We start from the raw sequence: 15,576 nt of genomic DNA on the forward strand, positions 1-15,576 counted from the left end.
GGTTGGTTCATCATCCCCACCACAGCCCGCAAGTGCAGCGCATAAAAGAAAACCAACTACTTTGAACTGCATCAACCTACCTCTTCGCCATCGGGTTTCACCCAGACTAACAGTACCAATCCGATAAGGAAAAGCGCGATCAGCGGGGTTATGCCCATGCGTTGTGAATTGCTTAGCGCCGTTGTGGCCGCGATGAGCGCTGGTGCTAAAAAAGACGTCGCTTTGCCTGATAAAGCGAACAGGCCGAAGGCTTCGGTCATGCGCTCGGGGTCCGCTTGACGCACCATCATTGTCCGGCTGGCCGATTGAATGACGCCGCCGACAGCCCCCAAGCCCACGCCGCAAATGTAGAAGGCAATGTCCGGCAGGCTGCTGTCTGATGCCACAGGCATGAACAGCACACTGTTGCGGGTGATCGAAATGATCCCTGTGCAGATGACCATCAAAACCACGATAGAAAAGATGATGACGGGTTTCGGGCCATATTTTCTGTCCTGATACCCACCAACATAAGTGAACACCGCGCCAGATAGGACGGCCAAAATGCCAAAGACGCCGACACTGACGACGGACCATTCCAACACACCCAAGGCATAGACGCCGCCAAAGGCGAACACACCGTTCAGCGCGTCACGATAGAACATCGAGGATATCAGATAGGCAAAAAGAGACCGACGTGATGGCAGGCTTCTTAAAGTCTTACCAAGGCTTTTCAATCCTGAATCGACCGCTTTTGTTATCGAGATGCCGCCGCTTTTCGGTTCGCGCACCCATAGAAAAAACGGGATCATCGACAGGACAAACCAAAGGGCCACATAAGGGCCAACAAAGCGTGTGCCTTCGCGCAACTCTGGGTCCAAGCCAAGCAGGGGCGCTTTGTTCAAGAGGGTGACGCCACTGCCATTTTCAGCAAAGAACAACAGCATTACGATCAGCGCGATAAAACCGCCGACATAGCCCCAAGCCCAGCCGTCGCCTGATACCTTGCCGATCTCTTCTTTTGTGCCAAGGCTTGGCAAAATGGCGTTGGTAAAAATTGTCGTGAATTCGACCCCAATCATGCCCAAGATGAAGAACGCCAATACGATGACAGTCGGAAAATCAATCGGGGATGCGACCCAAAGCCCAGCAGCACCTATAGCGTAGCAGGCGCTGAACGCCCAGATCCAAGGCAAGCGTCGCCCTGTGCCATCGGCAATGGCCCCTAAGATCGGCGCGAGTATGGCAATCGTGAGGCCTGAAATCGTCAAACCCATGCCCCAAATCGACTGCGCCTGTGCGCGGGCAGAGGCTTCGTCAAGGCCGCTTGCACTAAGATGCGCGATCACTTGTTCGGCAAAATAGGGCCCAAAAACAAAGGTAATGATCAATGTGTGATAGGGCTGCGTTGCCCAATCGTACATCATCCAGCCTTTGATACGCTGACGTGCGCTTACGTTTTTCATGCCCAATCCCCGATCTTTTGTTGATCGAGATAGAACAGGCAAAACCTACGTGACGCAACGTCTAAACGTTCAAGTCTCTGGCCCAATCTTTAATCGCGAGCAGGTGGCCAAGGGCGGGTTTGGTCGGCATCAACCCAAGCTTGCACCCAATCGGGCAAGGGACGTGGTTTCAGGTCGGGATCAACATGTTTGAGCAACTCTATCGGCGGCACCATCTTGCCGTGTTTTACGGCCGCACCACGGATCAAAATATGGTTGGCGCAGTCCCCGTTCGCGAGCCACATCGATTGCTCGACGTAGAAAAACTTGTCGTCAAATCCAACGGGGCGCGACCGCATTTCGATCTTTTGAAACATGGTGATCCGCTTGCGATACCTGACAGACGCGCCTGCGACGACAGTGCCAAGGCCCGCTGCTTTACTCGCTTTTGCCGTGCCGTTGCGCAGCGCCATGGGAATGCGACCAAGATCATAGATCGTTAAGGTGCGCCCGTTATTAAGTTCCCACCACAGGTCAATGTCCACCGGCAGGCAATAGTGGTGCGACACATGGGTGTCCCAAAGCCCTAGCTTAGGGGCCTTGCGAAACTTAAAAAGATTAAAGGCGATGCGTAAAATTGGATACATATGCAAAGCCAATACAAGGCTGGGTGAAAAAATCAATGGCGACGTGACGGTATGATTATGATGGGCATACCTTGCGAAAGGCCTCTCAAAACCTTAAGTGTTACACCATACGAAACATAGGAAATGACCCATGCTCTCACTCATCCAAATTCTACTAATGATCCTCGGCGTCGTTAAATTCGTCATGATCGTTCACATCGCGATGAGCTGGTTGATCAATTTCCAAGTTCTCAATTTGCGCCAACCCTTAGTTTACCAAATTTGGGAAGGTCTCAACCGATTGCTCGAGCCAATGTACTCACGCATTCGCCGCATCTTGCCAGATATGAATGGTCTCGACCTTGCGCCGCTTATTGCGTTTTTGGGCATCTACGCGCTTGAGATTATTATTCGCAACAATGCGCATATCTTCATCTAAGTCGATCTGGCCTTGAGGCCCCGCGTGTGACGTGCGATTCTGATGCCAACCAATAAGCAGCAGGATCACATGTCACAAACGCAGGCCCTTTTGTCGTCGGTCTTTGGGTTCAGCGCGTTTCGCCCTGGCCAAGAAGAAATCGTCGACGCTGTCACCGCAGGTCAAAACGTGCTGGCGATTATGCCAACCGGCGGCGGTAAATCACTATGCTTTCAGTTGCCTGCTTTGGTACGGGACGGGCTGACTGTTGTGATCTCGCCGCTGATCGCCTTGATGCGTGATCAAGTCCAAGCACTCAAAGCGGTCGGTGTTGAAGCGGGCGCTTTGACGTCTGGCAACACCGACGAGGAAACCGATGCAGTGTTTGCCGCCCTCAGCGAGGGCCGTCTCAAACTGTTGTACATGGCGCCCGAGCGTTTGGCCTCTGGCGGCACCCTGCCGCTGTTGCGGCGCTCCAATGTCTCGATGATCGCCGTCGACGAAGCCCACTGTGTCAGTCAATGGGGGCATGATTTTCGCCCTGATTACCTGCGCATCGGCGATCTGCGCCGCGCTTTAAATGTGCCGCTTGCCGCTTTCACCGCTACCGCCGACGCCGAAACCCGCGATGAAATAAACACGCGGCTGTTTGATGGTGAAACACCTGAAGTGTTCTTGCGCGGCTTTGATCGCCCAAATATTCATTTGGCTTTTGCCGTAAAAGACAGCCCGCGCGCGCAAATTTTGAATTTCGCCAAAGCCCGCAAAGGCCAATCTGGTATTGTTTATTGCGGCACCCGGGCAAAAACGGAAAGCCTTGCAAAGGCGCTCAATGATGGTGGGCAAATGGCGCTGGCCTATCATGGCGGCATGGACCGTGATCTTAGGCGCGATGCAGAGCGTCGGTTTCAACAAGAAGACGAATTGATCGTGGTCGCCACTGTGGCCTTCGGCATGGGGATCGATAAGCCAGATATTCGTTGGGTCGCGCATGCTGATCTGCCAAAATCCGTTGAATCCTATTACCAAGAGATTGGTCGCGCTGGGCGTGATGGCGCACCTGCTGAAACGCTCACTCTGTTTGGCCCAGATGACATTCGCTTTCGCCGCACACAAATCGATGAAAGCCCGTCACCTGTTGAACGCCGTGCTGCAGATCATGCACGATTGAACGCGCTGCTTGGTATTGCCGAGGCGCAGGTGTGCCGACGTCAAAATCTGCTGTCTTACTTTGGCGAAAATCCAGAGCCTTGCGGCACATGCGATCTTTGCGACACCCCGCCTGAATTGTTCGATGGCACCGAGGCCGTGCGCAAAGCTTTGTCTGCCGTCCTACGCTGCGACGAGGGCTTTGGCGTTGGGCATTTGATTGATGTTCTGATCGGGAACACCACAGACAAAGTGAAACAGTGGAACCATGACACATTGACGGTGTTTGGCATCGGCAAAGAATATGACAAGCGGCAATGGAACGCGATTTTTCGTCAAATGATGGGGATCGATTTGGTGCGGCCAAACCCTGATCGTTTTGGCGCGCTGTTCATGACGGAACCTGCCGTGCCAATCTTGCGTGGCGAGGCCAATGTGACGTTGCGCCGTGACACGCTTGCCAAAGCCAATCGCGGCGGACCCGTTGCCAAAGCATTGGTGTCTGACGAAGACGCGCCTTTGTTGTCGGCGCTCAAAGCCAAACGTCGTGCGCTGGCCGAAGATGCGCGCGTGCCTGCCTATGTAGTGTTTGCGGATCGGACCTTGATTGAAATGGCAGAAGTTCGCCCCAAAACCCTTGATGATATGGCGCATATTGGAGGCGTTGGGGCCAAGAAGCTTGAGAAATATGGCGATGCATTTTTGTCGGTCATTTTGGGGGCCGAACCTGAAAAGCTTCACCCGTCACGCCGAAAGCTTGCGGCCTCTGGAGGGGGAGATTTGTTTGATCAATTGCAAAGCGTTCATGACCAATTGGCGCGGGGCGCTTGCGGGACTTTAAAACCTATGACGATGACCTCGGCGCAGTTGTCACGCATTGCGTCTTCACGTCCAAGGGACGCAAGAGCCTTTGAGAAACTTGTCGGACCACGTCAAACCGAACGCTTTTGTGACGCGATGCTTGGCGTAATCCAAAACGCCTAAGATTATTCACCGGCCATAACGCTCACCTGAGGGTTCGATTGGGGTGGCGCTGTTTCATCGGGTGAAATCGCGCGGCAGTGAGAGGGCTTTTGGTTTTGGATCTGATCAATGATCGCCGCTTTGCGCAGGGGTTTGGTCATATAATGGTCCAGCCCAGCGGCCAAAATTTCTTGATCATCCCCCGCCATTGCGTGCGCGGTCAGTGCGACAATCGGGATGTGACGTCCGTTGGTAAGCTCAATCGCACGGATGGCGCGCGTTGCTTCTTTGCCGTCGACTTCAGGCATGGAAATATCCATAAAAATCATATCTGGATTGAAGCTCTCGTAATATTCAATGGCTTCGCGACCGTTGTCGGCAAATTGCAATTCGATATCAAAATTCTTGAGCATCTTTCCAAAGACCAATTGATTGGTCTTGTTATCTTCTGCCGCGAGAATGCGCATTTGACGGTCGTTGGGGTCTTCGGTTTTAAACGTGGATTTGGCGGGCAGCAGCTTTGCTAACGCGTGGCATAGATCAGAGCGCAGTAATGGTTTCTGAAGCGTGTTCGTGCTGTCATGTTCTAGGGCGGCGGCTGATACTGGGCCGGAGGTCATAAGCAATACTGGCGCGGTCACGCCACGGGCTCTGATCTCGGCAATCAATTTGCCCATGTCGGTATTGGGCAAGTTGTTGTCGAGCAGATAAATGTCGCCATCCAGTGGCGAGTCAAGCAACGCTTGGCTCGTGTCCATTGGCGTGACATCGAACCCGATTGCGGTGAGTTGCTTTTCCAAAATTGCGCTGTTTGCGCTGATGTGATCGACAAGATACGCTCGGTGCATCCAAGATGGTAATTCCGGTACATCCTGTGCGGCATTAACCACATCCATTGTGCAATGAAATCCAAAACAGGATCCAACGCCCTGCTCACTGTCGACCCAAATATCGCCCCCCATGAGGGCGACCAATTGTTTGGTGATCGCCAAGCCAAGGCCTGTGCCTTCGAATTTTCGATTGCGTTCGTCTTCAACTTGATTGAATTCGCCGAAAATATGCGCGCGCATTTCAGGTGCGATGCCGATGCCTGTGTCTTCGATCGAAATATGCACGCGCTGGCTTCTCCCGTCATCTTCGGGAAGTCCCACAACGCGCACGATGACGTGACCTGCGGCGGTGAATTTAACTGCGTTGCCGACAAGATTGGTCAAAATTTGACGCATGCGCCCTTGGTCGCCAACAAAGCAAGTGGGCATGAACATATCGTAGTCGACGATCAAATCGATGTTCTTTTGCTGGGCGACGGGTTGCAACAGAACGATCACATCCTGAATGCAGCGTTCCAAATCGAATGGGTTTGGGTTCAGCGACAATTTTGATGCCTCGATTTTGGAGAAGTCTAGAACGTCATTGATCAAGCTGAGCAGTGCTTCGCCAGAACTTTTGATTGTGTCGACGTAGAGCTTTTGTTCCTCGTTCAGTTCAGTTTCACTCATGAGGTCTGCCATGCCAACCATACCATTCATGGGGGTGCGAATTTCGTGACTCATATTGGCGAGGAAAGCAGACTTAGCGCGATTGGCAGATTCGGCTTTGCGCGTGGCTTCTTTGAGGCGCGCAGCATAGCGCATGGAATCCGTTATATTCAGACCAAGAGAAACCATGTCGCCTTCTGCAGAGCGCCGATCGACCAGTTTGATAAACTGATTGTTCCAAAGCCGGATGGTGTGCGGTTCGCGGGTGGGGGCACGCCAACGTTGTAGCGCTTGTTCGACAAAGCCTGAACGGCTCCTGTCGCCGATGTCTATGATGCCCTCTTCCACAGCGAGCCCCAAAATTTCAGTGTAGGAAATACCTGGGCGCACATCTTCGAGCCCGTCAAAAACGCTTAAGTAGGCTGGGTTGGCGGCAATCATAATGTCGGAAGGATCGAACACAGCAAACCCGTCTTCGATGGTTTCAATCGAATCCCACAAGCGCCGTTCCGCGATATGCACCGCGCAGTTCGCCCGTTCCAAGTCCTCAAGAACCTGCACGTTTTCGGTCTTTAAAACTGCGGTTTCTTCGCGTTTGACGATGATTTCATCAGACAAGTTGCGCGCGTGATTTGATAGCTTTTTGTTGGCGTTAAACAGTTCGGCTTGTTTGAGCTCAAGCAAACGCTCGGCTGCCAAACGAGCGCGACGTTCTTGCGCAAGTGTGTCGAGTGACATGTGTGAACCTCTTCAATCCCCGCCACGATCGTTTACGTGGGCTTTGCGCCAGATTGGCGGAACAGGGTGAAAAGATTGTTAACGCATTGTGGAAAATGCGAGCGGCTTGCAGGACCGCTCGCAGGGATAGGTACTATTTCGTGGGTTTGACCTTTTTGACGAAGGGCGCTGGGTTTTTGGGGTCAGCTGGCGTCAAGGGCGCGCGTCCTGTGTCAGTGACGACTTCTTGGCTGTCGCCCTCGATCACAATGGCAGTGACGGGCCAGCCATAGCCCGCCCCTGTGTCGATATCGATGCGGTTGCCATAGTGCGATGGTAAGTTCACAGCCGTGTGGCCATGCACAACCATCCAAGGCAAATCGCCATCAAAATCGAGCCAGCCTTTGCGGATCCACATCAGGTCTTCTTCGGTTTGCTCAGCCAGTGGCACGCCGGGTTTTACGCCTGCGTGTACGAAGAGATATTTGTCCCACTCATAGTAAAGCGGTAGGCCTTCGATGAAATCGAGATGCGCTTTAGGGATGGCTGTTTGTGCGGCCTCAAAAGCAGCTTCGAATTCGTAATCCACGGTTGTGACGCCGTAGGAGGCCAAGGTGGTGTTGCCACCAATGCGTGGGTTGAGAAACGACAATTCTGGCGGCATGTTGTCGTCAAAGGCGGTCATGTCGCGCACGAAGCGGGTGAACAACCGATCGTGATTGCCGCGCAATGCGATCCAAGGCTCGCCGCGTTCCATACCGTCCATCATATATTCGATCACTTCGCGGCTGGCAGGGCCGCGGTCTGTGTAATCGCCCAAGTGTACGATTTTGGCCGTGGTGTCACCGACACGTTCCATATCAGCTTTGATACGCGCATGGGCTGCTTTGAGCTCCAATATGTGGCCGTGAATGTCTCCGATTGCATAAATGCGCATGTGTCAAACCTTTGTCATGTGAACGTCATTGACCGCTATAAAAAGCGAAGGGCCGCTGGAATGTCCAGCGGCCCCGAGCTCATAACGTATGATTGTTTTGTAAATGCTTACGCTTTGAAATGCAGCGGGCGCACGTGTTGGAATAATCCGCTGTCTTTGAGCGCTTTAACTGTTGTTGCTTTGATCGGCGTGTCCAAGAAGGTCACAGCGATGGCATCGCCCCCTGGGGCGGCACGGCCCAGAGTGAAGTTGGCGATGTTTTCATCGTGCTCGGCCAAAAGTGTACCGAGTTTGCCAAGGATACCAGGAACGTCTTTGTTGGTGGTGTAGAGCATGTGCTCGCCAACTTCAGAGTCGATGGTGATGCCTTTGATCTGAATAAAACGTGGTTTGCCGTCAGAGAACACAGTGCCCGCGATGGTGCGGTGCTTTTCAACAGTTTGGATGTCAAGCTTGATGTAGCCGTCAAACGAGCCTGTCGCGTCTTGTGTTGTCTTAGAGATTTGGATGCCGCGCTCTTTGGCGATCACAGGTGCGGACACCATGTTCACGTCTGGGTTTGCCGCTTGCATGATGCCAGCCACAACAGCTGCTTCCAAAGCTTTCAAGTTCATCTCAGCTGCAACGCCGTCAAACGTGACGTTGATTTCTTTGATTGCCTCATCAGTGACTTGGCCGATGAAAGAGCCGAGATTTTCTGCCAAAGTGACCCAAGGGCCCATGATTTTGGCTTCTTCGGCAGACATGGATGGCATATTCAACGCGTTCTCAACTGCGCCGTCGAGCAAGTAGTTGGACATTTGCTCAGCCACTTGCAGCGCTACGTTCTCTTGTGCTTCAGAAGTAGACGCGCCCAAGTGTGGTGTACACACAACGTTTGGCAGGCCGAACAGGACGTTCTCTTTGGCAGGTTCAACTGCGAACACATCCAAGGCGGCGCCTGCGATGTGGCCGGATTTCAACAGCTCAGCAAGCGCTTCTTCGTCGATCAAACCACCGCGTGCACAGTTGACGATACGCACGCCTTTTTTGGTTTTCGCCAAGTTTTCAGCAGACAAGATGTTGCGTGTGCTGTCTGTAAGCGGCACGTGCAATGTGATGAAATCTGCGCGTGCGAGAAGGTCTTCAAGCTCAACCTTTTCAACGCCCATTTCAACAGCACGCTCAGCGGACAAGAAGGGATCGTATGCGATCACTTTCATTTTCAGGCCGCGTGCGCGGTCACAAACGATGCCACCGATGTTGCCAGCGCCGATAACGCCGAGTGTTTTTGCTGTTAGCTCAACACCCATGAATTTGGATTTTTCCCATTTGCCAGCGTGTGTAGATGCTGATGCTTCTGGGATTTGACGCGCAACAGCGAACATCATCGCGATGGCGTGCTCGGCTGTTGTGATCATGTTGCCAAATGGCGTGTTCATAACGATCACGCCTTTTTTGGAAGAGGCTTCTTTATCGACGTTGTCTGTACCGATTCCAGCGCGACCAACGACTTTAAGGTTCGTGGCGTGCTCCAAAAGGCTTGGAGTCACTTTGGTCGCGGAACGGATCGCAAGACCATCGTATTTGCCGATCACGGCAGCGAGGGCGTCTTTGTCTTTGCCGAGTGCTGGCAAGAAATCAACTTCGATGCCGCGGTCACGGAAAATCTGAACAGCGGTTTCAGACAGGCTATCGGATACGAGTACTTTGGGTGCCATGATATGAGGCTCCTACATTATATGAATTCTGTGAGGGAAAAGGCGACCAGGGCCATTGGCCGCCTTTGAGGTGTCCTGCAAGCTACGCGGTTGGGCGCGAAAGCTTACCCGGCAGCGAGCTCAGCTTCAAACGCCCACTCGAGCCAAGGCAAAAGCGCCTCGATGTCGGAGGTTTCAACTGTGCCGCCACACCAGATGCGCAGACCAGCTGGCGCGTCACGGTATGCACCGATGTCCAAAGCAACACCTTCGCCTTCAAGACGTTTTGCAACGGCTTTGGCAAAGGCTGCGCCATCTTGGATGCGCGCGTCAGTGAACTTGAGGCAAACAGAAGTTGTGGATGCAGTCGCAGGATCGGACGCAAGGTTTGCGATCCAAGGCTTGGCTGCACAGAAATCCCAAATCGCGGTCGCATTCGCAGTGGCGCGATCGATCATGCCTTTGAGGCCGCCGATGGATTTCGCCCAGTTCAAGGCCACAAGATAGTCTTCAACAGCAAGCATAGAAGGCGTGTTGATTGTGGCGCCTGTAAAGATGCCGTCGATCAATTTGCCGCCTTTGGTCATGCGGAAGATCTTTGGCAAAGGCCATGCAGGTGTGTAGCTTTCCAGACGCGCAACTGCACGTGGGGACAAAACGATCACACCGTGCGCCGCTTCACCGCCCAAGGCTTTTTGCCAAGAAAATGTTGTGACGTCGAGTTTGTCCCAATCAAGATCCATGGCGAAAACAGCAGAGGTAGCGTCACAGATTGTCAAGCCTTCGCGGTCCGCTGGGATCGCGTCAGCATTTGGAAGGCGCACGCCAGATGTGGTGCCGTTCCAAGTAAAAACAACGTCTGTGTTAAAGTCGATTTCAGCGAAATCAACGATCTCACCGTAGTCAGCGACTTTTTCGTCAGCGTCGATTTTGAGTTGTTTGACAACATCGGAAACCCAGCCAGCGCCGAAGCTTTCCCATGCAACCATGGTGGCTTTACGCTCGCCCAAAAGGGACCAAAGTGCCATTTCAACTGCGCCCGTGTCAGAGCCAGGAACGATGCCAATTTTGTAATCTGCGGGAATGCCCAAAACGTCGCGAGTCGTCTCGATCGCGTCTTTGAGTTTGGATTTGCCAACGGCAGCGCGGTGCGAGCGACCAAGGGGCGCATCAGCAAGCATGTCCAAAGAAAAGTTGGGGATTTTGGCACAAGGGCCTGAAGAAAAACGCGGGTTAGCCGGCCGCGTGGCCGGAGCTTGAATAGCCATTGCTGGTATCCTTCCAGATAAAAGCCTCTCGTTGGGGAGAGGTGTCCCGCTGATGCGTCTAATCCTGATTCCCAATTCATGCAACGAAATTTTGCGCCCCTGCGCGTTTTCGTCCAAATCTGGTGAACCGTCCATTAACGCAAGCGGGCCACATAGCTATTTCAATGCTTGAGCGTAGATGGATTTCAAATCTTCCACGCCTTGCGATGACGCAGGCCCAGAGATTTTCCATAGAACTTCACCAGTGGGGCGCACCAAAAGCACACGGATCTCATCGCGCCCGTCAAAGCCCAAAGGCGCGTTCACTTTGCTGGCATTCTCATAGAGTGTGATCGTTCGTGCTCGTAAAGATGTGTCAACAATGCCAGATCGCATGCCGTTGTCGACGACTGGGCTGATCAGGCGCGTCAACGACCCAACAACAGGTAGCTCAACAAATTCAGGGCCGATATCAGGATCAAGGTTGAGTGCGGCGACCCAGCTGTCCACATCCGGTTGCTGGTTGCGTTTGTAGGCGATGAACACAATCGTCGGATCGCCTGGAAAGTCAGCGGGCAGGCTATGGGTGTCGCCGTTGAGATCTTCTGAGACAAAAGACGGGAAACTCTGGGCAAAGGCGGATGTGGTGATCAGCGTGAGACTGAGGCACAAAGCGGTGAAAAAACGCATGACGAACTCCTTTTTGTTGTTTGAATTGGTATCATTGATACGTCTGGCTGGCCGTTCTGGATCACAGTCTTGGCAGAACGCGCCAGTCATGCGATAGGGGGGCAAACGCAAAACACTCGGATCATTCACATGTATATCGTCACGCTCCTGACCTCTCCTGCCAAACCGTCTTTGTCTCGTGAAGCTGTTGAAGCCTTGCGCAATGCTTGGGGTGGCGGCGATGCGCAGTGGTTGGCAGTTGGTGAAGCCGCTGAATTTGTTATCGGCGAAATGCCAAGCAATCTGTGGGACGTGTGGGGCGCGATGCAGGGTGAAGGTGTTGATCTGATCGTTCTTCCTATGGAGGGGCGCAAAAAGAAAATGCTGCTCGCCGATATGGACAGCACAATGATCCAACAAGAATGTATTGACGAGCTGGCCGCGGAAGCGGGCGTCGGACCACGTGTGGCCGAGATCACCGCCAAGGCGATGAACGGCGAGTTGGATTTTGAAGGCGCCATCGATGAACGTGTTGGTCTGCTCAAAGATCTGCCCGAAAGCATCATCGATCATGTGCTGAACACGCGTATTGAATTCATGCCCGGTGGCAAAGTTTTGGTGCAGACGATGAAGGCCAATGGCGGTTATTCCGCTTTGGTCTCTGGTGGATTCACCGCCTTCACCGCGAAAGTGGCATCTGAATTGGGGTTCGATGAGAACCGCGCCAACACGCTTGAGATCGCGGACGACAAACTGACAGGCAAAGTGATCCGGCCTATTTTGGGTCGTGAAGCCAAGTTGGAAGCGCTCGATGAAATCACAGCGCGCCTTGGCATCACCCGCGAAGATGTGCTCGCAGTTGGCGATGGCATGAATGATGTGTTGATGCTGAAAAACGCAGGCACCGGCGTGGCGCTTCACGGCAAACCCGCGCTGCAAGAGCAATGCGATGTGCGCATCAACCACGGCGATTTGACCGCGCTCTTGTACGTTCAAGGCTATTCCAAAGCAGAATTCATTTAATGTTCGAAGTCACGCTCGACTTGGTGATGATCCTTATAGCTGCGGCTTTCGTTGCTGGATTTGTCGATTCGATTGCAGGCGGCGGCGGGCTAATTACGATCCCTGTGCTGCTCTTGTGTGGGATCTCTCCGATCACGGCGTTGGCCACCAATAAGGTCCAAGGCCTGTTTGGTGCTGGCATGGCGGCCCTCACCTATGCGCGCGCTGGGCATGTGGATTTGCGCAAACAATTTAGGACGGCCCTTTTATCGGGCGCGAGTGCCTTGGTGGGGGCTGTTTTAGCCAGTCGTATGCCCACGGATGTGATCCGGCTTGGCTTGCCTTTTTTGCTGATCGCGGTCGCGTTGTTCTTTGCCTTCAAGCCGGGTTTGGACGACGTGGACAAAAAACAGCGTATTTCGCCTGTGGTGTTTGCCGCCGCATTCGTGCCTTTTATCGGCTTTTATGATGGTATCCTTGGGCCCGGAACTGGCGCTTTTTTCATGATCGGTTTTGTCAGCCTTGCGGGCTACGGCATTTTGCGGGCCACGGCGCACACCAAGTTGCTGAATTTTGCTTCAAATGTCGGTGGGTTGATAGGTTTTGCGATCGTGGCCAAACCTTTGTGGATGCTCGGCCTCGCCATGGGGGCGGCGCAAATCGTAGGCGCTTATTTAGGGTCCACCTTGGCAACACGCATCGGCGCGCGCTTGATCAAACCTGTGTTGGTTCTGGCCTCGACAGCCTTGGCGCTGCGCTTGTTGTGGGACTGGTTTTGAACTGGGCAATCACGTTTCAGCGAATTTCTGCCAAGGGCCTTTCACAAATCGGCAAGAGTGCGTTACGGTAAGCCCAGAAGTTGAAAACAGGTCCAAGTTGCCTTTAAGCCGCATATATAGACGGCACGGGTGACACAAATACAGGCCGCGTTAGACAGAGGCAGCGAGAATTCAATGAGCTTTTCCATCCATAAATTCATTTTGGGTACAGTATTTGCTGTAGCCGCCCTTGGCGCGCAGGCGCAAGAAAGCACAAACAAAGTCGGCAACAACACCGATTGGTATGTGTTCGAAGAAACCGCGCCCGCCAAGCAATGCTGGGCCGTGTCCAAACCCAAAGAGACGGTGAATACAGATAGCGCAGGTCGGATAAAATCCGTAACGCGCTCTGAGATTTTGTTGTTCGTGTCCTATGCCTTGACCAATGGCGTCAAAGGCCAAGTGTCTTTCATGGGCGGCTATCCTTTTGCATCCGGATCTGAGGTTAACTTGGAGATCGGCGGGGCTGAGTTCTCTCTGTTTGTTGATGGTGAAACGGCATGGGCTGCGACGGCAGAAGATGATGCACGTATTGTGGCGGCGATGAAACGTGGTGCCTCTGCGGTGCTCACCGGTCGATCCGCACGCGGTACAATCACCAAAGATACCTTCTCCTTGCTAGGTTTCACCGCATCTGTGGAAGAAGCCAACAAACGCTGCAGCTAAAACCAGCGAAAAACCGATTTACAAAGGCCTCCATATGGGGGCCTTTTTCATTTGTCTTTCATGATGGCCAAGAATCTTGTACATGAGCGGCTTCATAAGCTGAAAAGAGACCTGCCATGCCGCCTATCGCACCAATCACTCAGGATGTTCTGACCATCCCTCGCAAAGACCCTGTGGGCGATAAGATCAACTTGGTTGGTCTCACGCGCGAAAAGCTGCGCGATGTGTTGATTGAACATGGCACGCCTGAAAAACAGGCCAAGATGCGTGTGGGGCAAATTTGGCAATGGATTTACGGCTGGGGCGTGCGCGATTTTGACGACATGACCAACCTGTCGAAATCTCTGCGCGAAGATTTGAAGGCGTCTTTTGTGGTGGCTGTGCCCGAAGTTGTGACCAAGCAAGTCTCTGAAGATGGCACACGCAAATACCTTGTGCGCATCGCAGGTGGTCACGAGGTCGAGGTGGTCTACATTCCTGAAACAGATCGCGGCACGCTTTGCGTGTCGTCGCAAGTTGGCTGTACGTTGACCTGTTCGTTCTGTCACACTGGCACGCAAAAATTGGTCCGCAATCTCAGCGCGGGCGAAATCATCGGCCAAGTGATGGTGGCGCGTGATGATCTGGGTGAGTGGCCTGAACAAGGCGCCAAGAACACAGAAACACGCTTGCTGTCGAACATCGTTTTGATGGGCATGGGCGAGCCTTTGTACAACTTTGAAAACGTCCGCGACGCGATGAATATCGCGATGGATCCTGAAGGTATTCAATTGTCTCGCCGTCGTATCACGCTGTCCACCTCTGGTGTTGTGCCCGAGATTGCGCGTACGGCCGAAGAGATCGGCTGCCAATTGGCGATTTCATTCCATGCGACCACAGACGAGGTACGCAACCAACTCGTGCCGATCAACAAACGCTGGAATATTGAGACATTGGTCGAAGCCTTGCGCGCCTATCCACGTGTGTCCAATTCCGAGCGCATCACCTTTGAATATGTGATGCTGCACGGCGTGAATGACAGCGACGAAGATGCGTATCGCTTGCTTGAGCTTATCAAAGGCATCCCTGCCAAGATCAACTTGATCCCGTTTAACGAATGGCCCGGCGCGCCTTACAAGCGCTCGTCCAACAATCGTATCCGCGCATTCTCGGATATCATTCACGAGGGCGGCTATGCCTCTCCTGTGCGCAAACCGCGTGGCGAAGACATCATGGCAGCTTGTGGCCAGTTGAAATCTGAAACGGAACGCGCACGAAAATCACGCAAACAGATTGAATCTGAAGCGGGCTTGTAGGGTGCTAACCTAAAATTAACCATCCATGCGCAACTCTTGGGTATGGATTGGATACAGATCAAATTTGATGAGGACCTCGCCCGCTCAGTTGAGCGTGCTGCCTCTCGTGCTAATATGCCCGTGGGCAGTTACATTCGCGATATTTTGGCCAAGGCAAGTCAACCTTGCCACCCACAGCTTGCCTATGCAGGGCCGCGTAAACCACTTGGGTTGCGCGCTTATCTTGCGCACGACTTTGCCTACGCCCAAGATTGGGATGATCTGCAAGAAGGTTTGCGGGCCAAAGGTTATGAGTTGGTAGAGCGCGGGGGCGGCCTTGTGCTGCGCACTGTCGAAGGCGAGCGCCTGTGCAAGGCCTCGGATATCGGCCAGCCATATTCTGCATTAATGAAACAGTTCGGCGCACCTTTCCCTAACCATTCACATCAGCACCTAGAACAACGACATCTTGGTCAAATGACACTTGGATTTTAACTAATAATTCAACG

At 53.2% G+C, this 15,576-nt stretch carries 14 protein-coding genes; 7 read left to right on the forward strand and 7 right to left on the reverse strand.

Going from position 1 to position 15,576, the window contains the following annotated elements:
* Positions 1-71 precede the first annotated feature (71 nt).
* Both WNY38_RS06935 and WNY38_RS06940 read right to left on the reverse strand, forming a co-directional pair.
* Entirely contained in the window at positions 72-1,445 is a 1,374-nt protein-coding gene (locus WNY38_RS06935; RefSeq protein WP_342856605.1) for an MFS transporter, read from the reverse strand.
* Between the two features lie 89 nt (positions 1,446-1,534).
* Positions 1,535-2,071, reverse strand: coding sequence for an acyl-CoA thioesterase (locus tag WNY38_RS06940; RefSeq protein ID WP_342856606.1), 537 nt, complete (start codon positions 2,069-2,071; stop codon positions 1,535-1,537).
* 130 nt (positions 2,072-2,201) lie between these two features.
* On the opposite strand from WNY38_RS06940, the gene WNY38_RS06945 reads away from it, so the two are divergent.
* Complete coding sequence (locus WNY38_RS06945) at positions 2,202-2,489, forward strand: YggT family protein (protein WP_342856607.1); 288 nt, start codon at positions 2,202-2,204, stop codon at positions 2,487-2,489.
* Positions 2,490-2,558: 69 nt separating this feature from the next.
* Entirely contained in the window at positions 2,559-4,601 is a 2,043-nt protein-coding gene (gene recQ / locus WNY38_RS06950; RefSeq protein WP_342856608.1) for a DNA helicase RecQ, read from the forward strand.
* 2 nt (positions 4,602-4,603) lie between these two features.
* Here the strand turns inward: recQ and WNY38_RS06955 are convergent, their stop codons facing one another.
* The 5 genes from WNY38_RS06955 to WNY38_RS06975 form a co-directional block, all read right to left on the reverse strand.
* Positions 4,604-6,796 carry a response regulator gene (locus WNY38_RS06955; RefSeq protein WP_342856609.1) on the reverse strand — a complete coding sequence of 731 codons (2,193 nt, stop codon included), beginning with the start codon at positions 6,794-6,796 and terminating at the stop codon, positions 4,604-4,606.
* Between the two features lie 133 nt (positions 6,797-6,929).
* Positions 6,930-7,712, reverse strand: a complete 783-nt coding sequence (locus WNY38_RS06960) for a metallophosphoesterase (RefSeq protein WP_342856610.1) — start codon at positions 7,710-7,712, stop codon at positions 6,930-6,932.
* 107 nt (positions 7,713-7,819) lie between these two features.
* On the reverse strand, positions 7,820-9,412 hold the full coding sequence (gene serA / locus WNY38_RS06965; RefSeq protein WP_342856611.1) for a phosphoglycerate dehydrogenase: 1,593 nt from the start codon (positions 9,410-9,412) through the stop codon (positions 7,820-7,822).
* Positions 9,413-9,516: 104 nt separating this feature from the next.
* The gene (locus tag WNY38_RS06970) at positions 9,517-10,659 is read right to left on the reverse strand and encodes a phosphoserine transaminase (RefSeq protein ID WP_342856612.1); all 1,143 of its coding nucleotides are present in this window, start codon (positions 10,657-10,659) and stop codon (positions 9,517-9,519) included.
* A 156-nt stretch (positions 10,660-10,815) separates the two neighbouring features.
* A complete protein-coding gene (locus tag WNY38_RS06975) occupies positions 10,816-11,328 on the reverse strand; it encodes a hypothetical protein (RefSeq protein WP_342856613.1) in 513 nt (170 codons plus the stop codon).
* A 129-nt stretch (positions 11,329-11,457) separates the two neighbouring features.
* Here WNY38_RS06975 and serB point away from each other — a divergent pair, with 129 nt between their 5' ends.
* The 5 genes from serB to WNY38_RS07000 all read left to right on the forward strand — a co-directional run bounded on the left by serB (position 11,458) and on the right by WNY38_RS07000 (position 15,562).
* Positions 11,458-12,330 (forward strand): phosphoserine phosphatase SerB, encoded by an 873-nt coding sequence (gene serB, locus WNY38_RS06980; protein WP_342856614.1) that lies wholly within the window; start codon positions 11,458-11,460, stop codon positions 12,328-12,330.
* A complete protein-coding gene (locus WNY38_RS06985; RefSeq protein ID WP_342856615.1) occupies positions 12,330-13,088 on the forward strand; it encodes a TSUP family transporter in 759 nt (252 codons plus the stop codon). The genes serB and WNY38_RS06985 overlap by 1 nt, the downstream gene beginning before the upstream one ends.
* Before the next feature lie 174 nt (positions 13,089-13,262).
* The gene (locus tag WNY38_RS06990; protein ID WP_342856616.1) at positions 13,263-13,793 is read left to right on the forward strand and encodes an invasion associated locus B family protein; all 531 of its coding nucleotides are present in this window, start codon (positions 13,263-13,265) and stop codon (positions 13,791-13,793) included.
* Positions 13,794-13,909: 116 nt separating this feature from the next.
* Positions 13,910-15,088, forward strand: a complete 1,179-nt coding sequence (rlmN, locus tag WNY38_RS06995) for a 23S rRNA (adenine(2503)-C(2))-methyltransferase RlmN (protein ID WP_342856617.1) — start codon at positions 13,910-13,912, stop codon at positions 15,086-15,088.
* A 42-nt stretch (positions 15,089-15,130) separates the two neighbouring features.
* Complete coding sequence (locus WNY38_RS07000; RefSeq protein ID WP_342856618.1) at positions 15,131-15,562, forward strand: hypothetical protein; 432 nt, start codon at positions 15,131-15,133, stop codon at positions 15,560-15,562.
* The last annotated feature ends 14 nt before the right edge of the window (positions 15,563-15,576 follow it).

This window comes from Pacificibacter sp. AS14 (genome assembly GCF_038899935.1).
Taxonomy (GTDB): Bacteria; Pseudomonadota; Alphaproteobacteria; order Rhodobacterales; family Rhodobacteraceae; genus Celeribacter.